19 protein-coding genes are annotated in these 25,743 nt (G+C 71.9%); 4 read left to right on the plus strand and 15 right to left on the minus strand.

Features of this window, described 5'->3' with window-relative positions; translation table 11 throughout:
* Positions 1-44: 44 nt before the first annotated feature.
* From ABZ457_RS02355 to ABZ457_RS02380, 6 genes are all read right to left on the minus strand, one after another.
* Positions 45-1,745, minus strand: coding sequence for a carbohydrate-binding module family 20 domain-containing protein (locus ABZ457_RS02355; RefSeq protein ID WP_359152970.1), 1,701 nt, complete (start codon positions 1,743-1,745; stop codon positions 45-47).
* A gap of 376 nt (positions 1,746-2,121) precedes the next feature.
* Entirely contained in the window at positions 2,122-3,180 is a 1,059-nt protein-coding gene (locus ABZ457_RS02360; RefSeq protein ID WP_359152972.1) for a LacI family DNA-binding transcriptional regulator, read from the minus strand.
* Positions 3,168-4,817 (minus strand): glycoside hydrolase family 13 protein, encoded by a 1,650-nt coding sequence (locus tag ABZ457_RS02365; RefSeq protein WP_359152974.1) that lies wholly within the window; start codon positions 4,815-4,817, stop codon positions 3,168-3,170. The genes ABZ457_RS02360 and ABZ457_RS02365 overlap by 13 nt, the downstream gene beginning before the upstream one ends.
* Before the next feature lie 103 nt (positions 4,818-4,920).
* Entirely contained in the window at positions 4,921-5,805 is an 885-nt protein-coding gene (locus tag ABZ457_RS02370) for a carbohydrate ABC transporter permease (protein ID WP_359152976.1), read from the minus strand.
* The gene (locus ABZ457_RS02375; RefSeq protein WP_359152978.1) at positions 5,802-6,812 is read right to left on the minus strand and encodes a sugar ABC transporter permease; all 1,011 of its coding nucleotides are present in this window, start codon (positions 6,810-6,812) and stop codon (positions 5,802-5,804) included. Before ABZ457_RS02375 ends, ABZ457_RS02370 begins: the two co-directional genes overlap by 4 nt.
* Positions 6,813-6,866: 54 nt before the next feature.
* A complete protein-coding gene (locus ABZ457_RS02380) occupies positions 6,867-8,141 on the minus strand; it encodes an extracellular solute-binding protein (RefSeq protein ID WP_359152980.1) in 1,275 nt (424 codons plus the stop codon).
* 433 nt (positions 8,142-8,574) lie between these two features.
* On the opposite strand from ABZ457_RS02380, the gene ABZ457_RS02385 reads away from it, so the two are divergent.
* Positions 8,575-9,597, plus strand: coding sequence for a LacI family DNA-binding transcriptional regulator (locus tag ABZ457_RS02385; protein WP_359152982.1), 1,023 nt, complete (start codon positions 8,575-8,577; stop codon positions 9,595-9,597).
* Positions 9,598-9,663: 66 nt separating this feature from the next.
* Here the strand turns inward: ABZ457_RS02385 and ABZ457_RS02390 are convergent, their stop codons facing one another.
* From ABZ457_RS02390 to ABZ457_RS02410, 5 genes are all read right to left on the minus strand, one after another.
* Positions 9,664-12,480, minus strand: coding sequence for a hypothetical protein (locus tag ABZ457_RS02390; protein ID WP_359152984.1), 2,817 nt, complete (start codon positions 12,478-12,480; stop codon positions 9,664-9,666).
* Positions 12,477-13,601, minus strand: a complete 1,125-nt coding sequence (locus ABZ457_RS02395; RefSeq protein WP_359152986.1) for an AAA family ATPase — start codon at positions 13,599-13,601, stop codon at positions 12,477-12,479. Before ABZ457_RS02395 ends, ABZ457_RS02390 begins: the two co-directional genes overlap by 4 nt.
* A 129-nt stretch (positions 13,602-13,730) precedes the next feature.
* Positions 13,731-15,272, minus strand: a complete 1,542-nt coding sequence (locus ABZ457_RS02400; RefSeq protein ID WP_359152988.1) for a VWA domain-containing protein — start codon at positions 15,270-15,272, stop codon at positions 13,731-13,733.
* On the minus strand, positions 15,269-16,699 hold the full coding sequence (locus ABZ457_RS02405; protein ID WP_359152990.1) for a hypothetical protein: 1,431 nt from the start codon (positions 16,697-16,699) through the stop codon (positions 15,269-15,271). The genes ABZ457_RS02400 and ABZ457_RS02405 overlap by 4 nt, the downstream gene beginning before the upstream one ends.
* Positions 16,669-17,184, minus strand: a complete 516-nt coding sequence (locus tag ABZ457_RS02410) for a hypothetical protein (RefSeq protein ID WP_359152992.1) — start codon at positions 17,182-17,184, stop codon at positions 16,669-16,671. The genes ABZ457_RS02405 and ABZ457_RS02410 overlap by 31 nt, the downstream gene beginning before the upstream one ends.
* A gap of 244 nt (positions 17,185-17,428) precedes the next feature.
* Between ABZ457_RS02410 and ABZ457_RS02415 the strand changes: the two genes are divergently transcribed.
* Positions 17,429-17,965: a hypothetical protein gene (locus ABZ457_RS02415; protein WP_359152994.1), complete on the plus strand. Its 537-nt coding sequence runs from the start codon at positions 17,429-17,431 to the stop codon at positions 17,963-17,965.
* Positions 17,966-17,984: 19 nt separating this feature from the next.
* On the opposite strand, the gene ABZ457_RS02420 is transcribed toward ABZ457_RS02415, so the two are convergent.
* From ABZ457_RS02420 to ABZ457_RS02435, 4 genes are all read right to left on the minus strand, one after another.
* Entirely contained in the window at positions 17,985-18,830 is an 846-nt protein-coding gene (locus ABZ457_RS02420; protein WP_359152996.1) for an MBL fold metallo-hydrolase, read from the minus strand.
* Between the two features lie 112 nt (positions 18,831-18,942).
* Positions 18,943-19,887, minus strand: coding sequence for a carbohydrate ABC transporter permease (locus tag ABZ457_RS02425; RefSeq protein ID WP_359152998.1), 945 nt, complete (start codon positions 19,885-19,887; stop codon positions 18,943-18,945).
* On the minus strand, positions 19,884-20,960 hold the full coding sequence (locus ABZ457_RS02430; RefSeq protein WP_359153001.1) for a sugar ABC transporter permease: 1,077 nt from the start codon (positions 20,958-20,960) through the stop codon (positions 19,884-19,886). Before ABZ457_RS02430 ends, ABZ457_RS02425 begins: the two co-directional genes overlap by 4 nt.
* 91 nt (positions 20,961-21,051) lie before the next feature.
* Positions 21,052-22,401, minus strand: a complete 1,350-nt coding sequence (locus ABZ457_RS02435) for an ABC transporter substrate-binding protein (protein WP_359153003.1) — start codon at positions 22,399-22,401, stop codon at positions 21,052-21,054.
* A 433-nt stretch (positions 22,402-22,834) separates the two neighbouring features.
* Between ABZ457_RS02435 and ABZ457_RS02440 the strand changes: the two genes are divergently transcribed.
* Together ABZ457_RS02440 and ABZ457_RS02445 are read left to right on the plus strand one after the other, a co-directional pair.
* Complete coding sequence (locus ABZ457_RS02440) at positions 22,835-23,860, plus strand: LacI family DNA-binding transcriptional regulator (protein WP_359153005.1); 1,026 nt, start codon at positions 22,835-22,837, stop codon at positions 23,858-23,860.
* Between the two features lie 358 nt (positions 23,861-24,218).
* Positions 24,219-25,634: a GH1 family beta-glucosidase gene (locus tag ABZ457_RS02445; protein ID WP_359153007.1), complete on the plus strand. Its 1,416-nt coding sequence runs from the start codon at positions 24,219-24,221 to the stop codon at positions 25,632-25,634.
* Positions 25,635-25,743 lie beyond the last annotated feature (109 nt).

Genomic DNA, 25,743 nt, shown 5'->3' on the forward strand with positions numbered 1-25,743 from the left:
CCGGCGCGGGGGCGGCGGCCGTCGGCCGCGCCGCACGGGGCGCGTCAGCCGCGCCAGGTGTCGTTCAGCACGACCTTGCCGGAGGCCGGGACGGTCGCGGTGCGGTCGGCGCCGCTCTCCCAGGTGACGTTCCCGGCGCCGTCCTTGCGGAGGTACTTGTACGCGAAGGAGGTGCCGGCGGGCAGGTCGCGGTCGAGCTTCCAGACGGGGTAGCTCGCCGGGTCGAGCTTGACGGCGGCGGCCGGGCTCCAGTTGCCCAGCTCGGCGCGGTTGCCGGTGACGTAGATGTTCTGCCCCATCACCGTGGTCGCGTTGACCGCGAAGGAGGCGCCCGTGTTCACCGGCGCCGGGTTGGAGCCGCCGGAGCAGTTGCGGGCCCCGGTGTGCAGGGCGACGGCCGTGTTGGGGCCGAGGGTGGCGGTGAAGCGGCCGGAGCCGTCCACCGAGACCGCGTTGCCGCTCTGCACATCGCAGTAGGAGCCGGCGGGCAGCGAGGTCTGGAAGGTGCGGTTCAGCGAGGAGCCCTCGTGGTTGATGGCGACGTACGCCTTGTTGCCGCGGCCGAAGGCGATCTGGTCGCCGCCGTTGTCCCACCAGTCGGTGACGGCCTGGCCGCGCGCGGTGTTGCGGAAGGCGACCATGGAGGAGATCTCGCGCCAGGCGTGCTGGCACTTCCAGCCGTCCTGGTAGCAGGCGTTCACCTGGCCGCCGTTGGGCGGGCCGGCGTCCTTGTCGGACCACTCGTAGCCGGAGTGGACATCGGGCGCGCCGTAGGGCCAGGCGAGCATGAAGACGCTCGCGAGGGTGTACTCGGCGCCGTTCTTGTAGGTGAGGGTGTCGCCCTGGCGCTCGGTGTCGTGGTTGTCCACGAAGACACCGGACTTGCCGGACTGCATGAAGCCCCAGCCCTCGCCGTAGTTCTTCAGGTGGGCGAGCTTCTCGTTCTGGAAGACCTGCTTGAGGCCGCGGGCGTAGCGGAACTCCTGGACGTCGCCGCTGCCGAGGTACTCGGAGGGGTCGACGGCCTCGCCCGCGCCGTGGATGGCCTCGTGCTTCCAGTAGACGTTCGGGTTGGTCAGCTTGGCCTTGATGGCGGCGAGGTCGTCGGCGGCCATGTGCTTGGCCGCGTCGATCCGGAAGCCGTCCACGCCGAGGGAGAGCAGGTCGTTGAGATAGCCGGCGATCCGGGTGCGGACGTACTCCTCGCCGGTGTCGAGGTCCGCGAGGCCGACCAGTTCGCACTCCTGGACGTTGAAGCGGTCCTGGTAGTTGCTGATGGTGGCCGTGCAGTTGTCGAAGTCGGGCGCCGAGTAGATGCCCGGGTAGTTGTACTTGGTGTACGAGGACCCGCCGGTGCCCGTGCCGTTGCCGGCCGACATGTGGTTGATGACCGAGTCGGCGACGACCTTCACCCCGGCCGCGTGACACGTGTCGATCATGTTCTTGAACTGGGCCCGGTCGCCGAGGCGTCCGGCGATCCGGTAGCTGACGGGCTGGTACGAGGTCCACCACTGGCCGCCCTGGATGTGTTCCTGGGGCGGGGAGACCTGGACATAGCCGTAGCCGGCCGGGCCGAGACTGTCCGTGCACGCCTTGGCGATCGAGTCGAACTTCCACTCGAACATCACGGCGGTGACGTCCTTGTCGCCGGGCGGCGCGGCCTGGACGGCGGGGGCGGGCGCGGTCACGGCGAGGGCGGCTCCTGCGGTGACGGCGAGTGCCACGGCCATGGTTCTGCTGGCCATTGTTTCCTCCTGCTGCGGGGGAGGTGCGGGTGACGTGTGGGGGGGGTGGGGGCAGCCTCGTGCGGCAACGCGCCATGCCCGCAAGGCCATTGAAGATGTTTTCGCAAGAAGTCTGAAACTTGTTGCGGTCGAGACCGTACGACCCGCCCGGGCCTCGGTCAAGCCTTCGAACCAAGCTTGGCCCAGGGCTTTGTGACGACGGGGAAACGTGGCCGTTCCGTGTCCGCAAACTCTTTCGCAAGTCATTGCAGCGGTGTTACGTTCAACCACGACTCCGGTCCGGTCGGCCGGTGGCGCCGGTCCGTACCGGCGCCTCACGCGCCCGGCCGGCCGGACCGGTCCCCCGGCAGGGCCCCACCGGGCCCCAGGGGGAACCTCAGTGGCGCGGCGCACCCGTGGAACCGCGCACCACCAGCTCCGGCTGGAAGACGAACTCCGTGCGCTGGACCGGGTTTCCGCCGATCTCCTCGATCAGGGCGTCCACCGCCGCCGTCGCCATCGCCTGCACCGGCTGGCGCACCGTCGTCAGCGGCGGGTCCGTGAACGCGATCAGCGGGGAGTCGTCGAAGCCGACCACCGACACGTCCGCCGGCACATCCAGCCCCCGGGCCCGCACCGCACGCACCGCGCCCAACGCCATCAGGTCGCTCGCGCAGACGATGCCCGTGCAGCCCTCGTCGAGCAGGGCGCCCGCGGCGACCTGGCCGCCCTCCACGCTGAACAGGGTGGACCTGACGAACCGTCCGGCCTCCTCGTGCGACAGCCCCGACTCGGCGTGCAGCGCGGCGAGGAAGCCCTCCGTCTTGCGCCGGGAGGGCACATACCGGGTGGGCCCGACGGCCAGCCCGATCCGCTCGTGCCCCAGGTCCGCCAGGTGCCGCACCGCCATCCGGGCCGCCGAGCGGTCGTCGGGCGAGACGAAGTGCGCGTCGATCCGCTCGTTGTAGCCGTTGATCAGCACGAACGGCACCCCGCGCGCGGACAGCCGGGCATAGCGCCCCGGATCCTCGGCGGTGTCCGCGTGCAGACCCGACATGAAGATGATGCCGGTGACCCCGCGCTCCTCCAGCTGCTCGACCAGCTCGTCCTCGGTGGCCCCGCCGGGCATCTGGGTGCACAGCACCGGCGTGTACCCGTGCCCGCCCAGGACCTGCTCGATGACCTGGGCGAACGCCGGGAAGATGGGGTTCGTCAGCTCGGGGATGACCAGGCCGACCAAGCCCGCGCTGCGCTGTTTCAGCCGCACGGGCCGCTCGTAGCCGAGGACGTCCAGGGCGGCCAGGACCCGGTGGCGGGTCGGCGCGGCGACGCCCGCCTTGCCGTTGAGCACCCGGCTGACGGTCGCCTCGCTGACCCCGGCCTGGAGCGCGAGGTCGGCCAGCCGCGGGACGGCGTGGGCGCCGTCCCGGGGCAGGGGGAGCGTCACACCGCCCACCAGACGGTGGTGTCCGCCGGCAGTTCGGCCTCGCCGCCGGTGATGTGCACCGTGTCGTTGGCGAGCAGCACCCGGCCGGGCGCCGGGACGCGCACCGGGGCGCCGGTGGTGTTGGCCGTGCACACGAAGCCGTCGCGGGCGAAGGAGAGCACACCCTCGGGCGCGTCCAGCCACTCGACGGACTCGCCCGCGCCCATGCCCGGCTGGACCCGGCGCACGGCGAGCGCGCTGCGGTACAGCTCCAGGGTGGAGCCGGGGTCGCCGGTCTGGGTCTCGACGCTCAGCTCGGCCCACTGCGCGGGCTGGGGCAGCCAGCTCCCGCCGCTGCCGAAGCCGTACGAGGAGCCCTCCGCCGTCCACGGGATCGGCACCCGGCAGCCGTCGCGGAAGCCGTCCTGGCCGCTGGCCCGCCCGAACGAGGGGTCCTGGCGGACCTCGTCCGGGAGGTCGGTGACGTCCGGGAGGCCGAGTTCCTCGCCCTGGTAGAGGTAGGCGGAGCCGGGCAGGGCCAGCATCAGCAGGGTCGCGGCACGGGCGCGGCGCAGGCCGAGTTCCCGGTCGCCCGCCTCGCGGAGCTGGGTGCCGAGGCCGGCCGGGTTGGCGAACCGGGTCGCGTGGCGGGTCACGTCGTGGTTGGAGAGCACCCAGGTGGTGGGGGCGCCGACCGGGCGCATCGCCTCCAGGGAGGCGTCGATGACCTTGCGCAGCTCGGCGGCGTCCCAGTGGGTGCCCAGGTACTGGAAGTTGAACGCCTGGTGCATCTCGTCGGGGCGCACATAGTTGGCGGTGCGCTCGACGGTGGGCGTCCACGCCTCGGCGACCAGGACGCGGTCGTCGCCGTACTCGGCGAGGACCCGGCGCCAGCTGCGGTAGACCTCGTGCACGCCGTCCTGGTCGAAGAAGGGCATGACATCGTTTCCGAGCAGCTTCAGCTGGTCGTGGCCGCCGATGTCGGGCAGCCCCTCGGCCTTGACCAGGCCGTGTGCCACGTCGACCCGGAAGCCGTCGACGCCCATGTCCAGCCAGAAGCGCAGGATCGAGCGGAACTCGTCGCGGACGGCCGGGTGCTCCCAGTTGAAGTCGGGCTGCTCCGGGGCGAACAGGTGGAGGTACCACTCGCCGTCGGCCACCCGGGTCCAGGCCGGACCGCCGAAGATGGACTCCCAGTCGTTGGGCGGCAGTTCGCCGCCCGCGCCCTTGCCGGGGCGGAAGTGGTAGCGCTCGCGCAGCGGGGAGCCGGGGCCCTCGGCCAGGGCGCGCTGGAACCACTCGTGCTGGTCGGAGGAGTGGTTGGGGACCAGGTCGACGATGATCCGCAGGCCGAGGCCGTGGGCCTCGCGGATGAGGGCGTCGGCGTCCAGCAGGCTGCCGAACATCGGGTCGATGGCGCGGTAGTCGGCGACGTCGTAGCCGGCGTCGGCCTGCGGGGAGGCGTAGAAGGGGCTCAGCCACACGGCGTCGACACCGAGGTCCCGCAGATACGGCAGCCGGCTGCGGATGCCCTCCAGATCGCCCATGCCGTCGCCGTTTCCGTCGGCGAAGCTGCGGGGGTAGACCTGGTAGATCACCGCGTCGCGCCACCAGCCGGTGTCCGTGCCGGAGGTGGGGGCGGCGGGGGCGGCAAGGTGCTGGGTCATGTCATCCCTGGAAGTCATGGGGTGGGGTGCGGCGCCGGCCCGGGGTACAGGCACGGACCGGCGCCGCGGCTTCATACGCGTGGTGGGCGCTCGGTGCCGCCGCTCAGCCCTTGACGGCGCCGGCGGACATGCCGGTCACCAGGTGGCGCTGGGCGAACAGGAACACGATCGCCGCGGGGACCGCGATGAGCACCGAGGCGGCGGTCATCGGGCCCCACTGGGCGCCGTACTGGTTGACGAACTTCTGGAGGCCGCCCGCGAGGGTGAGGTTCTCGTCGCCGATCATGAAGGCGGAGGCGTAGGCGACCTCGCCCCAGGCGGTGATGAAGGAGTAGAACGCGGTCACCGCGATGCCCGGCTTGGCGAGCGGGAGGATCAGCCGCCAGAAGGTGCCGAACGGGGTGAGGCCGTCGACCTGGCCCGACTCGTCGATCTCCGTCGGGATGGTGTCGAAGAAGCCCTTCATCATCCAGGCGCAGAACGGGACGGCGATGGTCAGATAGGTGATGACCAGGCCGGCGGGCTCGTTCAGCAGGCCCATCGACGACATGATGTTGTAGATCGGCACGATCAGGACGGCGACCGGGAACATCTGCGTGATCAGCAGGGTCCACATCAGGCCCCGCTTGCCCGGGAAGCGGAAGCGGCTGACCGCGTAGCCGGTCGTCGAGGCGACGAACACGCCGAGCACGGTCGTCAGCCCGGCGACCAGGAGCGAGTTCCCGAACCAGGTCAGGAACGGGGTGTCCGCCAGCAGCTTCGTGTAGTTCTCGAGGGTCGTCTCCTTCACGAAGTCGGTGGTGGTCGCGTACTGCGCCGGCTTCAGCGAGGTCAGCAGGACCCACAGCACCGGGAAGACGGCGATCACGGACGCCGTGATCAGCGTGGCGTGCAGCCCGAAGGAGGCGAGCGGCGAACGGGTGCCGCGGGGGCGGTGCTTCACGGGGGCGGGCTTCGCCCGCCGGGAGGTTCCGACAGCGGTGGTCACCAGACTTCTCCCTGCTTGCGGAGGACTCGCCGGTAGACCGCGGCGAAGACCATCAGGAGCACGAGGATCAGCACGCCCCAGGTGGAGGACTGCGCGAAGTCGCGCGGGCTGATCTCGAACGAGAACTTGTACGCCTGGGTCACGAGGATCTGTGTCGCCTCGCCCGGCCCGCCCCTGGTGAGCAGGAAGATCACCGGGAACATGTTGAACGTCCAGATGGTGCTCAGCAGGATCACGGTGGTGCTGACCGAGCGCAGCCCGGGGAGCGTGATGTTGCGGAACCGCTGCCAGGGGCCGGCGCCGTCCATCTCGGCGGCCTCGTACAGCTCGCCGGGTATGGACTGCAGACCGCCGAGCAGGGCGACCATCATGAAGGGCACGCCGAGCCAGACGTTGACGGCGATGACGGAGAACTTCGCCCAGGTGGGGTCGTTGAGCCAGGGCAGGGCGTCGATGCCGGCGCCGCCGAGCATCTGGTTGAGCAGGCCGCGGCGCTCGTCGTAGAGGAAGCGCCAGGCGAACACCGACACGAAGCCCGGTACCGCCCACGGCAGGATGAGGAACATCCGGTAGAAGGAGCGGCCGGCGATGCGCCGGTTGAGCATGTTGGCGAGGGCCATGCCGAGGGCGAAGGTGATCGCCACACAGGAGACCGTCCACACCAGTGTCCAGCCCAGGGTGTCCAGGAACTGCGAGCCGGTGAGCGCTTCCTTGTAGTTCTCCAGCCCCACGAACTCGTAGGTGGCCGGGATCTCGTTGACGCCGATGGACCGCGCGACGTTGCGCTCGTTCGCGTCGGTGAGCGACAGATAGACACCGCGCACCAGCGGGTATCCGATGATCACTCCCAGCACGACGACCACGGGGGCGACCATCGCCCACGCGTACCAGTGCGTGGAGAAGGAACGGCGGAGCTTGCGCTCGGGCCCGCCAGCACGGCGGCTCCGGCCGCGGGCGCTCTCGCCCGCGGCCTTCACCACCGACTGGCTGCTGGTGTCCACAGCCATCAGCCGGTCAACCTTCCTTGTTCTTCCTCGTACTTCCTGGCTTTCCGGTACCGGTTACTTCCAGTCCTTGAGGAGCTTGCGGTACTCCTCGGCCGTGGCCTTGGCACCCTTCTCCGGGGTGGTCTGGCCGGTGAGGACCTTGGTGTACTCGGTCACCAGCGGCGCGAAGAGGGAACCGGTCTCGGGGATCCAGGGGCGCTCGACCGCCTTGTCGACGACCGGGCGGAAGAAGCCGATGATCTCGTTGGAGGCGACACCGGGCTGCGAGTAGACCGAGTTGCGGGTCGGCAGCAGGCTGAGCTCCTTGGCGACCTTGGCCTGGGACTCGGCGGAGGTCATGTACTCGGTGAACGCGTAGGAGGCGTCCAGGTTCTTGGAGCCCGCGTACACGGCGAGGTTGTGGCCGCCCTGGGGAGCGCCCTGGCCGGCGGAGCCGGCGGGCACGGGGGCGATGCCGAGGTTGGCCTTGTCGGTGAACTCGGCGCCCGCGTAGGTGTCGGCGACGGCCCACGGGCCGTTGATCATCATGGCGACCTTGCCGTCCTTGAAGGACGCCTGCATGTTGTCCCAGCCGTTGGTCGCGTCGGTGATCGCGGTCTTGGAGTCGACCAGGTCCTTGACGGTCTCCAGGGCCTTGACGCCGGCCTCGCCGTCGATGGTGACCTTCTTCTCCTTGGCGTCGACCAGGTCGCCGCCCTCGCCGTAGAGGAAGGAGAGGAACCAGTAGGCGTCGTCGCCGCGGAGGTAGAGGCCGGTCTTGCCGGTCTTGTCCTTGATGGTGGCGGAGACGGTCTTCAGCTCGTCGATGGTCTTGGGGACCTCGACACCGGCCTCCTTGAAGATCTTCTTGTTGTAGAAGATGCCCATGGAGTCGATGACCTGGGGCACGGCGTAGGTCTTGCCGTCGTACTGGGTGGAGGCGGCGGCCTGCTTGAGGAAGTCGTCCTCGTTCTTCAGCGCGGCGGTGCCGTCGAGGGGGGCCAGGTAGCCGAGGTCCGCGAACTCGGGGGTCCAGGCGACCTCGGAGCGGATGACGTCGGGAGCGCCGGAGCCGGACTGGGCGGCGTTCTTGAACTTGTTCTGCGCCTCACCGAACGGCACGTTGACGTAGTTGACCTTCACCTTGGGGTGGAGCTTGGTGAAGTCCTGCGCGAGCTTCTTGAAGACCTTGTCCTCGCTGCCGACGCTGGAGGTGTCCCACCAGGTCACGGTGCCGCTGAGCTCGCCCGAGCCCTTGCTGCCACCGTTGCCGCCGTCGTCCCCGCCGCACGCCGTCGCCGACACGGCCAGTGCCGCGACCAGAGCGGTGGCCGCTATGCCACGCCGCATGTGAACTCCTTCAGTGAAGCCCGGAAGGGCGGAGGCACAGCTCTCGGCCTCCCGCCGTCCGCTCCCTCGCGGTGCCGGGTTGCCAGGAACGTAACAGGGCTGAAAACCATCGGAAAGACCTTGCGGCAAATTTCTGCAAGGACGGGTGATCGTTACATCCGCGTGTCCGGAGAGTTGCCGACGCATCGCTTGACACCGGCACCGGTACAGGGTGCCCGCTGCTGCAAGCGTGCGGCAAGGCGCTCGCAAGACTTTGCAGGAGGTGTGACGCGGGTTACGGGTGCGGAGGTCTTCGGCCAGGCCCGACGGGGGCCCGGGTGCGAGCCCGGCGGGGGCCGGGCGCGGGCTCGGCCGGGCAGGCTCCGGGGGGGGCGGACCCACCGGGGCCCCACCTGGTGGGCAATCCCCGGCACGCCCGGTACAGTCCCCTTCCATGACCGCGCGGCTCGCCGACATCGCAGCCCAGGCGGGGGTCAGTGAAGCCACAGTCAGTCGCGTGCTCAACGGCAAGCCGGGTGTGGCCGCGGCCACCCGCGAATCCGTCCTCGCCGCACTCGACGTGCTCGGCTACGAACGGCCGGTACGGCTGCGCCGCAGCAGCGCCGGGCTGGTCGGCCTGATAACTCCGGAACTGGACAACCCGATCTTCCCCGCGCTCGCGCAGGTGATCGGCCAGGCCCTCACGCGCCAGGGGTACACCCCGGTCCTCGCGACGCAGACCCCGGGCGGGTCCACCGAGGACGAACTGACCGAGATGCTCGTGGACCGCGGTGTGGCCGGGATCATCTTCGTCTCCGGCCTGCACGCGGACACCACGGCCGACACCGAACGCTACGACCGGCTGCGCGCGCAGGGCGTCCCGCACGTCCTCGTCAACGGCTTCTCCCCCAGGGTCCAGGCGCCGTTCGTCTCCCCCGACGACCGGGCCGCGATGCACCTGGCGGTGACGCACCTGGTCTCCCTCGGCCACACCCGCATCGGCCTCGCTCTCGGCCCGCGCCGCTTCGTCCCGGTGCTGCGCAAGATCGAGGGCTTCCAGCAGGCGGTCGCGGAACGCCTCGGGCTGGAGGCGGAGCAGTCGCGGGAGCTGATCCAGCACTCCCTCTATTCCCTGGAGGGCGGCCAGGCGGCGGCCTCCGAGCTGATCGCCCGGGGCTGCACGGCGGTCGTCTGCGCCAGCGACATGATGGCGCTGGGCGCGATCCGCGCGGCACGGCAGCGGGGCCTGCACGTCCCGAAGGACGTCTCGGTCGTCGGCTTCGACGACTCCCCGCTCATAGCGTTCACCGACCCGCCCCTGACCACCATCCGCCAGCCCGTCCAGGCCATGGGCCAGGCCACCGTCCGCGCCCTCCTGGAGGACATAGGCGGCACCCCGGCCCCGCACAGCGAGTTCGTCTTCCTCCCGGAACTGGTCGTCCGGGGGTCCACGGCGGCGTGCGCTTCGGTGGCATAGACCGGCTCCGGCCTCCGGCCCCGGCGCGCAGCCGGGGCCGGGGCCGGGGCGGTGGCCGGAGCGCGTTCACGCCCCCGACAGCAGCGCCTCCAGTGCCGTGGCCGGCTCCGGGTGGCGGGTGAGCAGGGTCGCGCCCGGGGACGCGGGGGCGGCCGGGGCCCACTCCCCCGCGCAGCCCAGCAGGGTCGCGAGCCCGTCGCAGGTCGCCGGGTGGGCGGCGAGGAGTGACGCGCCGCGCGGGGCGGCAAGAGCGGCACGGCGGGCCGGCGGTGCCGCGGGGGCGCGCCACGGCGGGACCCAGGTGTCCAGGGCCGGGAGGCGCGCCGGGAACACCCGGCCCGCCTCGCGGATCAGGAGCGGGGCCAGCTCCGAGGCGGTCGACCGCAGGGTGGTGATCAGGGTCGGCAGCCACGGCAGCAGGACCGGGTCCGGGAGGCGGGCGAACGCGTTGGAGACCGCCTCGACGACCACGTCCGCCAGCCCCGGCACCGGCTCCAGCGCGTGGACGAAGCCGCTGAGGTAGCGCGGGTACGCGGGGACCACCAGCGGGTTGGCCAGCAGCTCGTCGCAACGCGCCCGCAGTTCGGCCCGGGAGAGCGTGCCGAGCTGGACCTGCGCCGCCCACAGCAGTGCCGTCTTCGCCGGGTCCTCGGGGTGCGACTGCGCGACGGCCAGCTCCAGTTGCGCCCGGTCGCAGCCCAGCGACAGCGCCAGGCCCTCCATGCTGAAGAGGAAGCCCAGCATCGCCGCGACCTGGCCCACCGTCGCGTCCTCGTCCCGGAACGCGGTCGGCAGCAGGGTGCAGTAGTGCGCGTACCCCGTCTTGACGAAGGACTCGATCCACGGCGGCAGCACCGGCTCGGCGGTCCGGTAGTACGCCAGCAGCCGGCGGACCCGGCGCAGGACCTCCGGCGCGCCGTCCACGGAGCGTTCGGCGGCCAGGACCTCCAGCGCGCGGGTGCCCAGTTCGTCGGCGAGGCGGCGGCTGCCCAGGTAGAGGGTGGCGTCCTCGACCGCGCCGAGGACGACCGCCGTCGTGGCCCGCGCCCCGTACGCCTCGCGCCGCAGCCGCTGTTCCAGGACCTGTTCGATGCAGACGCCCTCGTAGCCGAGTTCGATCAGGGCCCGCTGGTGGGTGCCGAGGGCCAGGTCCCAGGACTCCTGGGTGGAGCGCTCGCCCAGGGTCCGTTCGCCCATGATGGGCCGGGCCGCGCCCTGCGGCATCAGACGGCGCAGCATCCACAGCACGTCCGAGCAAGCCCGCAGCTCCGGCTGGGCGTTCATGTCCAGCAGCGCCCGCCGCACGCCCCGCTGCTGGAGTTTGAGCCCCAGCGGCGCGAGCCGGTCGTGGACGTCGCGGGCGAGCGGCGGCAGGGCCTCGTAGCCGACCTGGCCGATCCGGTCGCCGCCCATCATGATCTCGACGAGCCGGCCGATGTCCCGGCGCCCGGGCACCGAGTCCTTCTCGATGCAGGTGACCGCCGCGTCCTGGAAGTCGTACGGCGTGGGCTTGGCCCGGTCCCGCATCCCGGCGAGCAGGATGGACGTCTCGAAGACGGCGATCGCGTCGGCGGTGGAGGCGAGGTAGCCGTTGCGGCGGGCCGCGCGGACGATCTCCACGGACCAGCCGAGGAGTTCGGCCTCGTCCAGGGTGTCGAGGACCGGCGGCCTGCGCAGGAAGCCGGAGAGCTGGTCCTCGGCCGGGGGCGCGGGCGGGGCCGGGGGCGCGGGCGTCGGGACGGCCGGGGCAGGGGCGGTCTTCTTCGCCCGGGACTTCTTCGTGCCCGCCTGCCCCTCCAGCCGGTACGGCTTCACCCGGGTGCGCTTGAGGTTCTTCGCCCACTCCGTCGCCGCGATGGACACCGAACCGGCGGCGAGCCCGAACTGCGCCTCGATCGCGGCGTGGCTGGACGGGATCAGCCCGTACTGCCAGGTCGTGGCGGTGCGCGGGGTGAGCTCGAAGCCGTCGCCGCCGTGCACGCCGAACTCCTCGACGCGGCTGGCCGCGTGGAAGGCGCCGCAGACGTACAGGCACTCCCCCGGGTCCGTGCCGCTCGCCGCCAGGTGCTCGCGCATCCGGGTCCACATGTACCGCTCGCGGTCCTCGTCGATCCGGACGCGGTCCCCGTCCCCGGGGGCGAGGCGCCGGAAGAGGCTGCCGATGAGGAACATGACCTGGCGGTAGGTGTCGTGGTCGCCGCCGCCGAGGGGCACCTCGACGTACTGGTGCCACCACTCGGACCAGTGCCGCACCTTGCCGTGGCGCAGCAGGTGCTCCTCCAGTTCGGCGAAGCGCGGGCGCAGGTCGCCGATCTCGACGCCGACGGCCTCGCCGTGCAGCGCGGCCTCCTCCTCGGCGGGCCGGCCCACGGCGGGCGGCTGCTCCGGGGAGCGCTCGCGCCGCGCGTCCCACTGGAAGACATGGTCCGATGACCGGTCCACCAGCACCAGTTCGACGCCCGGGGTGTCCAGGGCGTACGCGATGGCCTGGTACTCGGCGGACGCCTCCGTGATCGGCGCGACCACCGACAGCGGCGCCCACTCGGCGGGGAAGCCGTCGATCTCCCCGGCGAACGCCTGCACCGCCACCGGAAGCCGGCAGTTGCGCAGCTCGGTGAGGAGTGGCGCCATGTCCTCGCACAGCTCCAGGTACACCACCTTGGGCTGCTTCTCGCGCAGGCGGCGGGCCATCGCGAGAGCGGAGGCGGGCGAGTGGTGGCAGACGGGGAAGATCTCCAGCGGCTCGCGGAGCGCGCGGTCCACGTCGTCGACCATGCCGAGGAGCATGCCCTCCAGGGCGTCCGGCCCGCCCGCGAACGTGGCCGCCGCCTCGTGGAGTTGGCCGCGCAGAGCGCCGAACGGGGTCTCGTCGGGCCCGCTCATGACAGCGTGGCGATCGCGTCGCGGCCGCCCTCCAGGAACTCCGGCCAGGAGCCGCCCTCCTCCTTGCTGCGCGGCTCGACGACCCCGTGCAGGTACTTGTTGAGGATGGCCAGGTCCTCCGGCTCACGGCGGGTGAGGGAGCCGACCAGCGAGGAGGCCAGGGTACGCGCGGTCAGGGCGCGCTCACCGAAGAAGTTGCCGTGCAGGACCGCGTCCTCCAGGACGCCGATCTGCTCGGCGGTGGAGAGCGCGGACTCCAGCTTCTCGTCGTCGCTGCCGGCCGCGGCGGCGGAGGCGCGCAGGTCGGCGAAGCTCTGGAGGAGGACGTCGAGGAGGGTCGGCGGCACGTCCAGCTCGATGGAGTGGCGGCGCAGCAGTTCCTCGGTGCGGAAGCGGACGATCTCCGCCTCGCTCTTCTTGTTCGTCACCACCGGGATGCGGACGAAGTTGAACCGGCGCTTCAGCGCGGAGGACAGGTCGTTGACGCCCCGGTCCCGGCTGTTGGCGGTGGCGATGATCGAGAAGCCGGGCTTGGCGAAGACGATGTTGTCGCCGCCGCCGTCGCTCTCCAGCTCCGGGACCGAGATGTACTTCTCGGAGAGGATCGAGATCAGCGCGTCCTGCACATCGCTGGTGGAACGGGTCAGCTCCTCGAAGCGGCCGATGGAGCCGGCCTCCATCGCGGTCATGATCGGCGAGGGGATCATCGACTCCCGCGACTGGCCCTTGGCGATCACCATGGACACGTTCCACGAGTACTTGATGTGGTCCTCGGTGGTACCGGCCGTGCCCTGGACGACCAGGGTGGAGTTCCGGCTGATCGCGGCGGACAGCAGCTCGGCCAGCCAGCTCTTGCCGGTGCCCGGGTCGCCGATGAGCAGCAGGCCGCGGTCGGAGGCGAGGGTGACGATGGAGCGCTCGACGAAGCTGCGGTCGCCGAACCACTTCTGCTGGACCTCGCGGTCCAGGCCGTCGGCGCGCTCGGAGCCGAGGATGAAGAGACGGACCATCTTCGGGGAGAGGCGCCAGGAGAACGGCTTGGGACCGTCGTCGATCGACTCCAGCCAGTCGAGTTCCTCGGCGTACTTGATCTCGGCGGGGGCGCGCAGCAGATCGGACATGGGTGTGGGCCTTTCGCGTTCAGGTTCGCGTTCGCGTCGGCATTCGGGTTCGCGTTCGCGTGCGGGCGCGGGTCGTGTGCGGGGTTCGCGTTCGCGTGACGTTCGGGGTTCGCGTTCGGGGTTGCGGGCTCAGGTCAGGAAGGTCTTGAGTTCGTGCACGAGCTTCTTGATGTGGCCGGAGATCACCGGGGTGCCGAGGTCCTTGAAGCGCTCCCGGAACCACGGGTTCACGCTGCCGCGCCCGGAGCTGGTCACCGACCCGACGGGGATGAACTTCGCGCCCGAGCGGTGGACGGCGGCCATGCTCTCGAAGAGCTCCTCGGTGCGCCATTCGTAGAAGTCGGAGATCCACACCACCACGGTGTTGCGCGGTTCGGCGATCTTCGGCTGGGCGAGCGCCATGGCGACGGTGCCGTCCGTGCCGCCGCCGAGCTTGGTGCGCAGCAGGGTCTCGAACGGGTCGTGCGCCCAGGGCGTGAGGTCCAGCGCCTGGGTGTCGTAGGCGATGAGATGGACGTCGACCTTCGGCAGCCCGGCGAAGATGGAGGCCAGGATGGTGCAGTTGACCATCGAGTCGACCATGGAACCGGACTGGTCCACCACGACGATCAGCCGCTGGGGCGTCGTCTTGCGGGAGGTGTGCCGGTAGTAGAGGCGGTCGACGTAGAGCCGCTCCTCCTCCGGGCTCCAGTTGGTGAGGTTCTTCCAGATGGTGCGGTCGAGATCGAGGTTCCGGAAGACGCGCTTCGGCGGGACGGAGCGGTCCAGCTCGCCGACCGTGGCCTTCTCCACCTGGGTCCGCAGCACGGCGGCGACCTCGTCGACATAGCGCCGGATCAGCGACTTGGCGTTCGCCAGGGCCGTGCCGGACAGGTTGTCCTTGTCGCGCAGCAGCTGCTCGATCAGGGACATGCTCGGGGTGAGCCGGGCGGCGAGCTGCGGGTCGGCCAGCACTTCGCGCAGATGCATGCGCTTGACGAGACCGGCCTCGATGGACCCGAGTTCGGGGCCGATCTCGGGGATCAGCCGGCCGAGGTCGGGGGTACGGCCGCCGCCGGTGCCGGTGGGGCCGACGCCGCCGGCGCCACCCGGCCCGGGGACCGGGGCGCCGGTGCCGCGTCCGCCCCGGAAGGCGCCGGGCGGGCAGCCGAAGGCGCGCTCCAGCCAGCCCGCGTCCGCCTGCCAGCGGGCGAGCTGCTCGGCGGTGACGGTGCCGGAGCCGGTGCTGAAGACGTTGAGCAGCACCTTCGACGCGAGGGCCGCACGGCGCACCTCGGCCGCCCGGTCACGGGCGCCGTCCGCCTCGGGTTCCGGCGTCATCAGGCCGTCGAACTCGGCGTCCAGCCCGGGGTGGCGCTGGACGACGGAGTCGACGGACGCACCCGGGTCGAGGAGTGCGGACGGCAGTCCGATGTCCTCGACGACGGCGAGGCTCGCGGATTCCAGCGCGGGCTGCTCCTCGGGGTCGAAGAGCCGCGCGAGGAGGCGCCAGTACAGGACCTGACGGCGGTTGTCGTACGGGTCGGGCCCGGCCTCGTCGGGCACGGCCAGGGACTCGGCGCGCGCCTCACCCACCGGCTCGGCGACGGTCTCGGACACCTCGGCGGCCACGCCCTCGGCACGCTCGATGCCCTCGGTGCGCCCGGCGCCCTCGGTGCGGGATCCGGTCATTTGCGCAGCAGCCTTCCCGCTCGTTCCCTCAGCACCGCGACCGCGTCCGTCGCCGCCTTCTCCGCGCGCGCCCCCGCCTTGTCGGTGGTGCCACCGGCCCACGCCCCCGCATGGACGGCCACGCTCTTCTTCCGGACGGTCGCCTCCACGGCCAGCGGCTGGAGCCGGAACTCCCCCGCGTCCCAGCGCAGCAGCCCGATGCAGGCCCCGGACGCGGCGACCGTGTCGGGGGTGAGCGGACCGGCCGCCGGGAGGCGGTCCGCGTCGACGGCGAGGGCCTGGCCGGCGAGTTCGAACACCGTCGAGCCGTCCTCGTCCTGCCGCGCCGCATAGCCCTCGACGAGGACGGGCACGGCGATACGGACGGGGTGGCGGTCCAGGGGCGCGGCCACCGGGGAGGTCGCGGCGGGCAGGGCGACCCGGGCCGTGGCGAACGCGTCGGCCGGCTCACCGGGCCGGGCCCGGGCGTCGTCCCAGATCAGGTCCCCCTCGTCGGTGACGGGCATGGCGTCCAGGTCCATCGAACGCCCCTCCCCGACGGCGGTGAGCAGGGACAGATACGGGCGGAGCAGTTGCCAGAGCCCCGCGCCGACGACGGTGTCGGGCTTGGGCGCCGCAGCACCGGCCCGCACCAGCCGGGGCGGACCCCCGTCCGCGGGCTCGAACACCGCGTGGACCTGGGCCTGGACGGCGGTGGCGTGCTCCTGCACATCGACGCCGAGGGGCAGCAGCCGGCCGGTGGCCGTGCCGGAGGCGGGCGCGGCGGCCGCGCCCGGGAGTGTCAGCAGCAGGGCGCGGGACCAGAGGTCGGCCCAGCGGCGCAGCGGGATGTGCTCCAGAGTCGCGCCCGGGCAGGACGCGGCGAGTTCGGCGGCGAACCCGTCGAGCAGCACAGCCTGCCGACGCAGCGCCGGGTCGGGGAGCATCGCGGAGACGACGGACGCGGCCCCGGCGACGAGTTCGTGGTCGATGCCCTGCCAGCCGGTCCGCGCGAGGTCGCAGAGCCAGCTCCGGGCGGCGGCGAGGAGGTTCGCCGCGTGCCCGGCGTCCCCCTCCGCCGTGCCGGCCCCCGGCCCCTCGGCGCGAGGGCGGCCGGTGGCCGCGTCGATCCGGGCCGTGAGCGCGTCGTGCACGGAGCCGAGGAGGGCGCTGCGGGCGGCGGCGAGGGCGAGGAAGTGGTCCTCGCCGGCCGCTCCGGCCGCCGCCTTCTCGGCCGCCTCGGCGACCCGGGCGGCCAGCGGCGACCCCGCGACGGCGTCGGCGAGTCCGGCGAGCGCGTCGGCCTGGGCGGGCCCGGGCCGGAGCAGTCCGGCGAGGAGCGCGCCGTCGAACGCGTCCACGGCGGCCAAGGCCTCGTCCAGGCCCTCGACCGGATCGGTGAGGAGATCGGTACGCATCAGGCCACCGCCCTCGTCGTCGGGAACCACTGCATCTCGGGCAACGGCGCGGTCGTCGGCGCCAGTTCGAGGTACGCCAGGTGGCGCAGGAACCGGCTGAACACGGGCGCGGCGGCGGAGGTGTCACCCTGCGCCGGCCTGGTCGAGGTCATGGCCATCACGAGGGCGTAGGTCTCCGGCTCCCCGTCGACGTCCACCTTGAGGTAGCGGGCCACCCGCTCGCCGCCGTACTGGAGCACCGCCTCACCGACGAGGGCGCGGATGTGGTTGCAGAAGGTACCGCGCGCCCCGCCGCAGGGGCGGTTGTTGTTGGTGCTGCACGCGAACGCGTACGTCCCGGCGGCGACCGAGGACACATACACGCGCCCGATGTCCGACCCGCTGGACACGACCCCCTGCAACCGTCCGTCGGCCAGCTCGACGAACGGCACCTTGGCCAACTTCCGCACCCGCGCGGGCGCCACGACCCGCACCGTGCTCGACTTCTCCCGGACCGACAACGCACCAGCTCCCATGCATGCGAAAGGGGACGTTCTCGCCAGGTCGGCGGAACACAACCGAACCTATCGGCGACCACTGACAGCGCGTCCGACGAGGGACAGGCAAGGGGGACGGGAGCGGCGGCGACCCGGCCGGGGACGGGCGCGCATCCCGTCGTCCGGCCGGCCTCAATACGCCAAGCGGCCCCGCCCGCCGCCGCGTATGACTACGCTACGAATACGCCGCATCGCCCAACGCAGCCATCGAGAGGGAACCCCCGTGACTTCGCCCTGCTCTCCCCAGTTCGCCCCCGTCGGTGACGTCGGCACCGCGCTGATGATGATCGACTCCCGGCTCAAGAGCATCCACGACACCGAGGGCACGAGCGACCCCGAACAGCAGGCGCTGCTGGAGCAGTTCACCGCGTCGATGGGGCCCGAGGAGGCCGACGACGTGCTGGACGGGGCGTGCACGCTCATCTACATGTTCATGATGTGGCTGCGGCAGGCGCACGAGGAGCACGACAAGGACGTCGTCGAGTACGTGGTGCCCAACCTCGTGGCCACGATGCGCATGATGCCCAAGAGCATCCGGCCCGAGGCCATCCCCACCATGGCCGGTCTGGTCATCGCCGCGGGCACCGGGCTGAGCCCGACCCTGTGGCGCAAGCAGTACGGGGAGTGGACGGACGTGGAGATGAACCCGCTGGAGGCCACCGCCTTTCTGCTCGCGGAGCACATCAACCGCATCGCGGGCGACAAGGACTTCGCCACCCGCATGATCGCCGAGGCGCTCTCCGTCTCGGACGAGGCGTAGCACGCGCAACGGACACGGCCTAACGGCCGGCGAACTCCCACGGGTCGTGCGCGCTGAAGACGGTGACCTGGTCCGCGTGGTCCCGGTGGAGAGCGCGCAGGCGGTCGCGCGTGGTGGTGCGCGAGGCCGGGTCGATCTGGGCTCCCCGCTGGACCGGTTCGAAGACCGGGTGCTCCCGGGGCGGGGTGTGCGCGATCTCGCCGTGGTACATGTACGCGTCGCCCGCGTGCAGCAGCCACCGCCCGTCGGCGTCCCGCACCGCGACACCCGCGTGCCCCGCCGAGTGACCGGGCAGCGGGACCACCAGCAGCTCGCAGCCGAGGCCGCGCGGGCGCGTCACCCCGGGAAAGCCGAACCACTCCGCGCCGGGGTCCGCGTCCGCCGGGGTCAGCAGCGGGCCGTGCGCCCGGTGGGCCGGCATGAAGCGGTCCAGGGTGTGCCGGTGGTGGGCCGCGGCGGGGTCGGTGACCGTCCGGTACTCCTCGGGGTGCAGATGCACCCGGGCGTGCGGGAAGTCCGGCAGCCCTCCCGTGTGGTCGCGGTGCAGATGCGTGAGGACGATGTGCCGTACGTCCCCCGGCGCGTACCCGAGCCGGACGAGCTGACGCAGCGCCGTCTCCTCCGGATCCAGGACGGGTTGGACGTGGGCGATCCACTCCGCGCCCAGGGACTGCTCGGGCTGCCGGACGTCGGCGGTGCCGAGGCCGCTGTCGACGAGGATCAGCCCGTCCGTGTCCGTCTCCACCAGCAGGCAGCGGCTGACGGCGGCCCGTTCCCCCGGACCACCGTCCTCCGCCGCCGTGGACTCGCCGCCGACCGGCGCGATCGTCCGGAGCGAACCGCAGTTGAGATGGTGGATGCGCACAAGGCCCCCTGGAGACGCATGGGTTGTCGCTGGTCACAGCCGACCCTAGGCGGGGCCCTCCTGACGCATCAAACGGTTGGCCCGGTACCGGTCGATGACGGGCGCGTCGGCGTCAGTTCTTCACCGCCCCCGAGGTGATGCCCCCGACGATGTGCTTGCCGAGGAACGCGAAGACGAGCAGCAGCGGCAGCGTCGCGATCATCGCGCCCGTCAGCACGATCGCGTGGTTCACCGTGTGATTGCCCGCGCCCAGACCGGCCAGGGCCACCTGGAGGGTCGGAGAGCCGTCCGGGGTGAGGGCGATGAACGGCCAGAAGAAGTCGTTCCACGCCTGGACGAAGATCAGCATGCCGAGGACCGCCATCGCCGGCCGGGCGACCGGGAAGACCACATGCCAGATGATCCGCAGACTGTGCGCGCCGTCCATCCGGGCCGCCTCGATCAGTTCGACGGGCAGCGCCTCCAGCAGATACTGCCGCATGAAGAACACCCCGAACGCGGCGACCAGGCTCGGCAGGATCACCGACTGGAGCTGGTTGACCCAGCCGAACTCGGTGATCAGCTGGTAGAGCGGGATCACGCTGAGCTGCGGCGGCACGGTCATGGTCGCCACCACGATCGTCAGCAGCACATTGCGGCCCTTGAACCGCAGCTTGGCGAAGGCGAATCCGGCGACGGTCGCGAAGAGGACCGTGCTCAGCGCGACCGCGCTCGCCACGATCGTGGTGTTGACGAGGGCCACGCCCATGTCGACCTGGTTCCAGGCGATGGAGAGGTTGTTGATCAGCTCCCGGCCGGGCAGCAAGGGGCTCGGCGCCTGGACGACGCGTTCGCCGGTGTGGGAGGCGGCGACCAGGTTCCAGTAGAGCGGGAACAGCGAGACCAGGGCGGCGAAGCCGAGCAGCAGATAGGTGAACGGCCCGGCGTGGTGCTGGCGTCCGGCCCGTGCGGCGCCGCCGAACCGCCGGCGCGGGCCGCGCTGGGGGCCGCCGGGCCGGGGACCGGGCTGCGTGGGGCGCCGGGGACTGCGCCGCGTGGTGTCGATCGCGTGTGTCATGAGCGGACCGCTCCGTCCTTCGTCTTCCGTCCGGCGGAGGGCTTCCGTCCGGCGGAGGGCTTCCGTCCGCCGGAACGCCGGCCGAGCAGATACCGCACGAGCCCGATGAACAGCAGCAGAAGCAGCATCACCCAGGCGATGGCGGCCGCCTGCCCGAGCGCGCCCGTGACCCAGCCCTTCTCGTACATCAGCAGGCTGAGCGTCTGGTACTGGTTCCCGCTGCCGCCGCCGATGCCGAGGCTGCCGCCGAAGAGAAGCGGCTCACCGAAGAGCTGGGTGGCGCCGATCGTGGAGACGACGATCGTGAACAGGATCGTCGGCTTGATCGAGGGGATGGTGATGCTGATGAACTGCCGGAAGCGGGAGGCCCCGTCGAGGGCCGCCGCCTCGTAGAGGTCGTTCGGGACGGCCTGCATGGCGGCCAGGTAGATCAGCGCGTTGTAGCCGGTCCACCGCCAGGTCACGATCGTGGAGATGGCGATCTGCGCCGGCCACTTCTCCGTCTCCCAGTTGACCGGGTCGAGGCCGATGTAGCCGAGGAGCTGGTTGATCAGCCCGTAGTCGGTGTTGAAGAGCTGCGCGAAGACCAGGGCCGCGGCCGCGATCGAGGTGGCGTACGGGGCGAGGACGGCGACCCGGTAGAAGCCCCGGCCCCGGATGCGGTAGTTGAGCAGGTGCGCGAGGCCGAGGGCCATCAGCAGCTGCGGCACGGTGGAGATGACGCCGATGGTGAAGGTGTTGGCCAGGGCGTTCCAGAAGAAGTCGCTGTCCCAGAGCCGGGTGTAGTTCTCCAGGCCGCGCCACTCGGCCTCGCCGCCGAGTTCCACCTTCTGGAGGGAGAGCCAGCCCGTGTAGAGGAGGGGGAACAGGCCGAAGGCGGCGAACACGAGGAAGAACGGGGCGACATAGACATAGGGCGTCGCCTTCAGGTCGAGCCGGTAGAGGCGGCTGCGCCAGCCGTCGGGGTCTCGGGGCGGGGCGGCAGCGGCCCCGGGGGTGGTGGAGGGGCGGGGCCCGGGCGGGGGCCCGGCGGGCGGTGCCGGGTCCTGGCCGGGCTGGAGGGAGGTGGCCATCAGGCGCCCTTTCCCTGGTGCGTCATGAGTCGGGGATGGTCACGGAGTGCGCCGGCCGCCCGGGGAGGACGGGCGGCCGGCGCCGGGCGGGCTACTGGTCGATCTTGTCCTCGATCAGCTTCTTGACGTTGTTCCAGGCCGCGTCGGGCGCGGTGCCCCGGGTCTCGATGTCGAGGATCCCGTTGTCCGTCAGGAAGGTCTTGACCTGGCCGTCGTGGCGGCCGATGGGTGCCGGGGAGATCTTCCGGGCCGCCTCGGAGTAGATGGTGCCGACGGGGACGCCGGGGAAGTACTCGGGCTGGGCGTTCTGCACGGTGTCGGAGGCCAGACCGGCGGTCGTGGACGGGATGTTGCCGTTCACCGCGAAGACCTTGGCCTGCTGCTCGGGCGCGGTCAGCCAGGCGGCCAGCTTGGCGGCCTCCGCCGTGTGCTTGCCCGCCTTGGGAACGGCGAGGAAGGAGCCGCCCCAGTTGGCCGGGACGGGCGCCTGGGCGATGTCCCACTTGCCCTTGTTGGCGGGCCCGGCCTGGTCCTTGATGATGCCGGTCATCCAGCTCGGGCAGGCGACGGTGGCGAAGCGGGAGTTCTTGAAGGCCGCGTTCCAGGTGCCCTTCTCGTCGAACTGCCGCAGTTTGGCGGTCAGTCCGCCCTCCGCCGCCTTCACCGCGAGGTCCCAGGCCCTGGCGACGCCGGGGCTGCCCTCCCAGTGGAGCTTGCCGCTCCCGTCCGAGTACTGGTCGGGCTCGCTGGAGATCACCGCGTTGAACAGGCCGCTCGCCGAGTCGTGGAACGCGGTGCCGGCCGGGGCCTTGGCCTTGTACTTCTCGCCCTGCTCCAGGAACTTGGCCCAGTCCCCCGCCCACAGCGCGCCGACCTTCTCGCGGTCGGTCGGCAGGCCCGCCTTCTCGAAGAGGTCCTTGCGGTAGCAGATGCCCATGGGGCCGATGTCGGTGCCGAGGGCGACGACCTGACCGCCCCGGGTGGTGGCCTGCTTGACCTTCCAGTCGAGGAACGCGGAGGTGTCGACACCCTCGGCCTCGCGCAGGTCCACGAACTTGCCGGCCATCGCCTCGCCGGTGGCCTCCGCGATGTAGCCGACCTCGACGGCCTGGATGTCGGCGAGCCCGCTGCCCTGGGAGAGCCGCAGCTTGAGCGCGTCCCAGTACTTCTGACCGTCGGCGACGTTCGTCTCGACGATCGTGATGTGCGGGTTCTGCTTCTCGTACTCGGCGTAGAGCTTGGCGCCGGTCTTGTCGTCGAAGCCGAAGGACCCGAAGGTGCCGACGCGGAGGGTGGTCTTCCCGTCCCCGGCGCCGTCCTCGGCGGTGCCGCCGCCACCGGCCGAACAGCCGGAGAGGACGAGCGCCAGGGCGGCCAGGCCGGCGGCGGTGAGGGTGATCGCCCGGGTTCCGGGCCGGGCGACACCGGTGGATATGCGCATCTGATGCTCCTACGACGACGACTGATTCGGCTGACGGCGGCAGGGACCGGTCACGGCGGGGGGAGGGGTGGGGAAGCGGTGCACGAACAGCCCGGGCGGGGCGCCGGGACCCTATGGGAGCGCTCCCACTTCTGCCTGGTTCGAAGCTTCCCGGCGCCGCCACGCACTGTCAAGGCCGGACAGCAGAGCTTTATTGCTCCGAGATGTCGGGAGTGTGAGAACTGGGTTCGCCCCGAACGGCAGTTGGCGGCGCGCGGTCCGCTCCCGCTTCCCGCCCGGCCCCTCCCCCGAACTGCGCGGAAACGCCCGCGAACGGGAGCGCTCCCGATCACTCTGACACCATGGCCTCCCGGGGACGGTCCGGACGGTCCGGAGACACGGCAGTCCGGGGACAATCGAGCACGACCACCACCGCGCACCGGAGGACACGCACATGGCAGTACGCGGACGCCAGGGCCCGCCCACGCTGGAGCAGGTCGCCGCACGCGCGGGAGTGGGGCGGGGCACCGTGTCCCGGGTGATCAACAACTCCCCCGGGGTGCGCGACTCGACCCGCCTCGCGGTCGAACGGGCCATCGCCGAGCTGGGCTACGTCCCGAACCACGCGGCCCGGGCCCTGGCCGGGAGCCGTACGGACGCCGTGGCCCTGGTCGTCCCCGAGACGGAGAAGCGGTTCTTCACGGAGCCGTACTTCTCCGAGATCATCCACGGCGTCGGGATGGGGCTGGCCGACACCGAGCTCCAGCTCCTGCTGACCCTGGTCCGCACCGAGCGCGAGCGCACCCGCTTCCTCCAGTACGCGAAGGCCCGCCGCATCGACGGCGTGCTCCTGGTCTCCGTGCACCGCAGCGACCCCCTGCCGGACCTCCTCGCCGAGATGGACATGCCCACCGTCCTGGGCGGCCGGCGCACCGCCGACGAGACGGTGTCGTACGTGGACTCCGACAACGCGGGCGGCGCGCGGCTCGCGGTGCGCCATCTGCTCGCGACCGGCCGGCGGAAGATCGTCACCATCACCGGGCCCGGTGACATGTACGTCGCGCAGTGCCGGCTGCGGGGGTACGAGGAGGCCGTGCGCGCGGCCTGCCCGGACCACGAGGCGTCCCGGGTGGCGCACGGCGACTTCACCGAGGAGAGCGGCCGGCACGCCATGACCGAGCTGCTGCGCCGCCACCCCGACCTGGACGCGGTCTTCGCCGCCTCGGACGTCATGGCGGCGGGCGCCCTGCACGCCCTGCGCGCCGCCGGGCGGCGGGTGCCCGAGGACGTGGCGGTGATCGGCTTCGACGACTCGCCGCTCGCGCAGCACACGGACCCGCAGCTGACCACGGTCCGCCAGCCGGTGGAGGAGATGGGCCGGACGATGGCGGGCGTCCTCGTCGACCAGATCGCCGATCCGGGCGCGGCCTGGCGGAACGTGATCGTCCGTACGGAGCTGGTGCGGCGCGGCACGGCCTGACGGCACGTCCGGACCGGCACACGGATCCCGCGCGGACCGGCACACGGGTCCCGCGCCGGGCGCCCCGGCCCGGCGGACCACCCTTGACAAGCTCCGCCCTCTGCGACCAGTCTCATGGGAGCGCTCCCATTCCCCGTCCACCCGATGCGCTCCGCCCATCAGCCTGCCCCGCGCAGAGCCACCGGGCCGGGGAACGGGAGCGCTTCCCCCGCCCTGCGCCGGGATTCCCACGCCCGGTCCGGGCCCCGCCCGGCATCACACGCCCGGCGCCACACGCCCGGCCGCCCCGACGCACCCCGGAACGGGCAGCACCCGCGCCCCCGTGTGCCCACCCGCCCCATCCACCCCGAGGACGACGATGACCGCAGAGCACGATCCGGCCCCCCGCACCCTCCCCCAGGCGCCCGGCGGCGGCGCCGAGTTCCCGCCGGGGTTCCTGTGGGGAGTGGCCACCTCCGCCTACCAGATCGAAGGCGCGGCCGACCGGGACGGCCGGGGCGCCTCCATCTGGGACACCTTCGCGCACACCCCCGGCAAGGTGGCCCACGGCCACACCGGTGACACGGCCGCCGACCACTACAACCGCTCCGAGCAGGACGTCGCCCTGATGTCCGAACTCGGCATCGGCGCCTACCGGTTCTCCGTCGCCTGGCCCCGCATCCAGCCGGACGGCCGCGGCCCGGCCGACCCCCGCGGCCTGGACTTCTACCGCCGACTGGTCGACAGCCTGCACGAGCACGGCATCGAGCCCGCGCTCACCCTCTACCACTGGGACCTCCCGCAGGCCCTGGAGGACGCGGGCGGCTGGCGCAGCCGGGACACGGCGTACCGTTTCGCCGAGTACGCGCACCTGGTGAGCGAGGCGCTCGGCGACCGCGTGCGGATCTGGGGGACGCTCAACGAGCCCTGGTGCGCCGCCTTCCTGGGCTACGCGAGCGGAATCCACGCCCCCGGTGTCACCGACCCCGCCGGCTCCCTGGTCGCCGCGCACCACCTCCTGCTGGGGCACGGGCTCGCGGTGCCGGCGATCCGCGCGGCGGCGCCCGCGGCCGAGGTCGGTATCACCCTCAACTTCTATCCCGTGCAGGCCGATTCGGAGAGCGCGGCCGACCGGGACGCGGCGCACCGTATCGACCTGCTCCAGAACCGGCTCTTCCTGGACCCGGTGGTACGGGGCGCCTACCCGGACGACATCCGGGAGCACCTGGACCGGGTCAGCGGCACCGCGTACCTCCGCCCCGGGGACGAGAAGGTGATCGGCGCGCCGGTCGACTTCCTGGGCGTCAACTACTACTCCTCGTACCGGGTCGCGGGCGGCGGCGAGCCGTCCGGGCCGTCGCCCTGGCCGGGCGCGGAGGATGTGCGCTTCGTCGACCGGGGGCTGCCGCGCACGGACATCGGCTGGGAGATCGACGCCGACGGGCTGCGCCGCCAGCTGCTCCGGATCGCCCGCGAGCACCCCGGCCTGACCATGTACATCACGGAGAACGGCGCCGCCTTCGACGATGTCCCGGACGCGGACGGCCGGGTGCGGGACGACGCGCGGACCGCGTACATCGAGTCCCATCTGCGGGCGGTGCACGAGGCGGTGGCGGCGGGCGCCGAGGTCGGCGGGTACTTCCTGTGGTCGCTGCTGGACAACTTCGAGTGGGCCGAGGGGTACGGCATGCGCTTCGGCATCGTCCGGGTGGACTTCGACACCCAGGTCCGCACGCCCAAGCAGAGCGCGCTCTGGTACGGGGACGTGGCCCTGCGCAACCGGCTCCCGGGCTGACCGGGCCGACCCTCAACCAGACACGTACACACGCCACTTGACGGGAGGCCGGGTCGGGAAGGCACCGGGACGCGTGCCACCATGGGCCCACGGGACGGACCACGAGACC

It is taken from the genome of Streptomyces sp. NPDC005805, from assembly GCF_040630445.1.
In the GTDB taxonomy this organism is placed as follows: Bacteria; Actinomycetota; Actinomycetes; order Streptomycetales; family Streptomycetaceae; genus Streptomyces.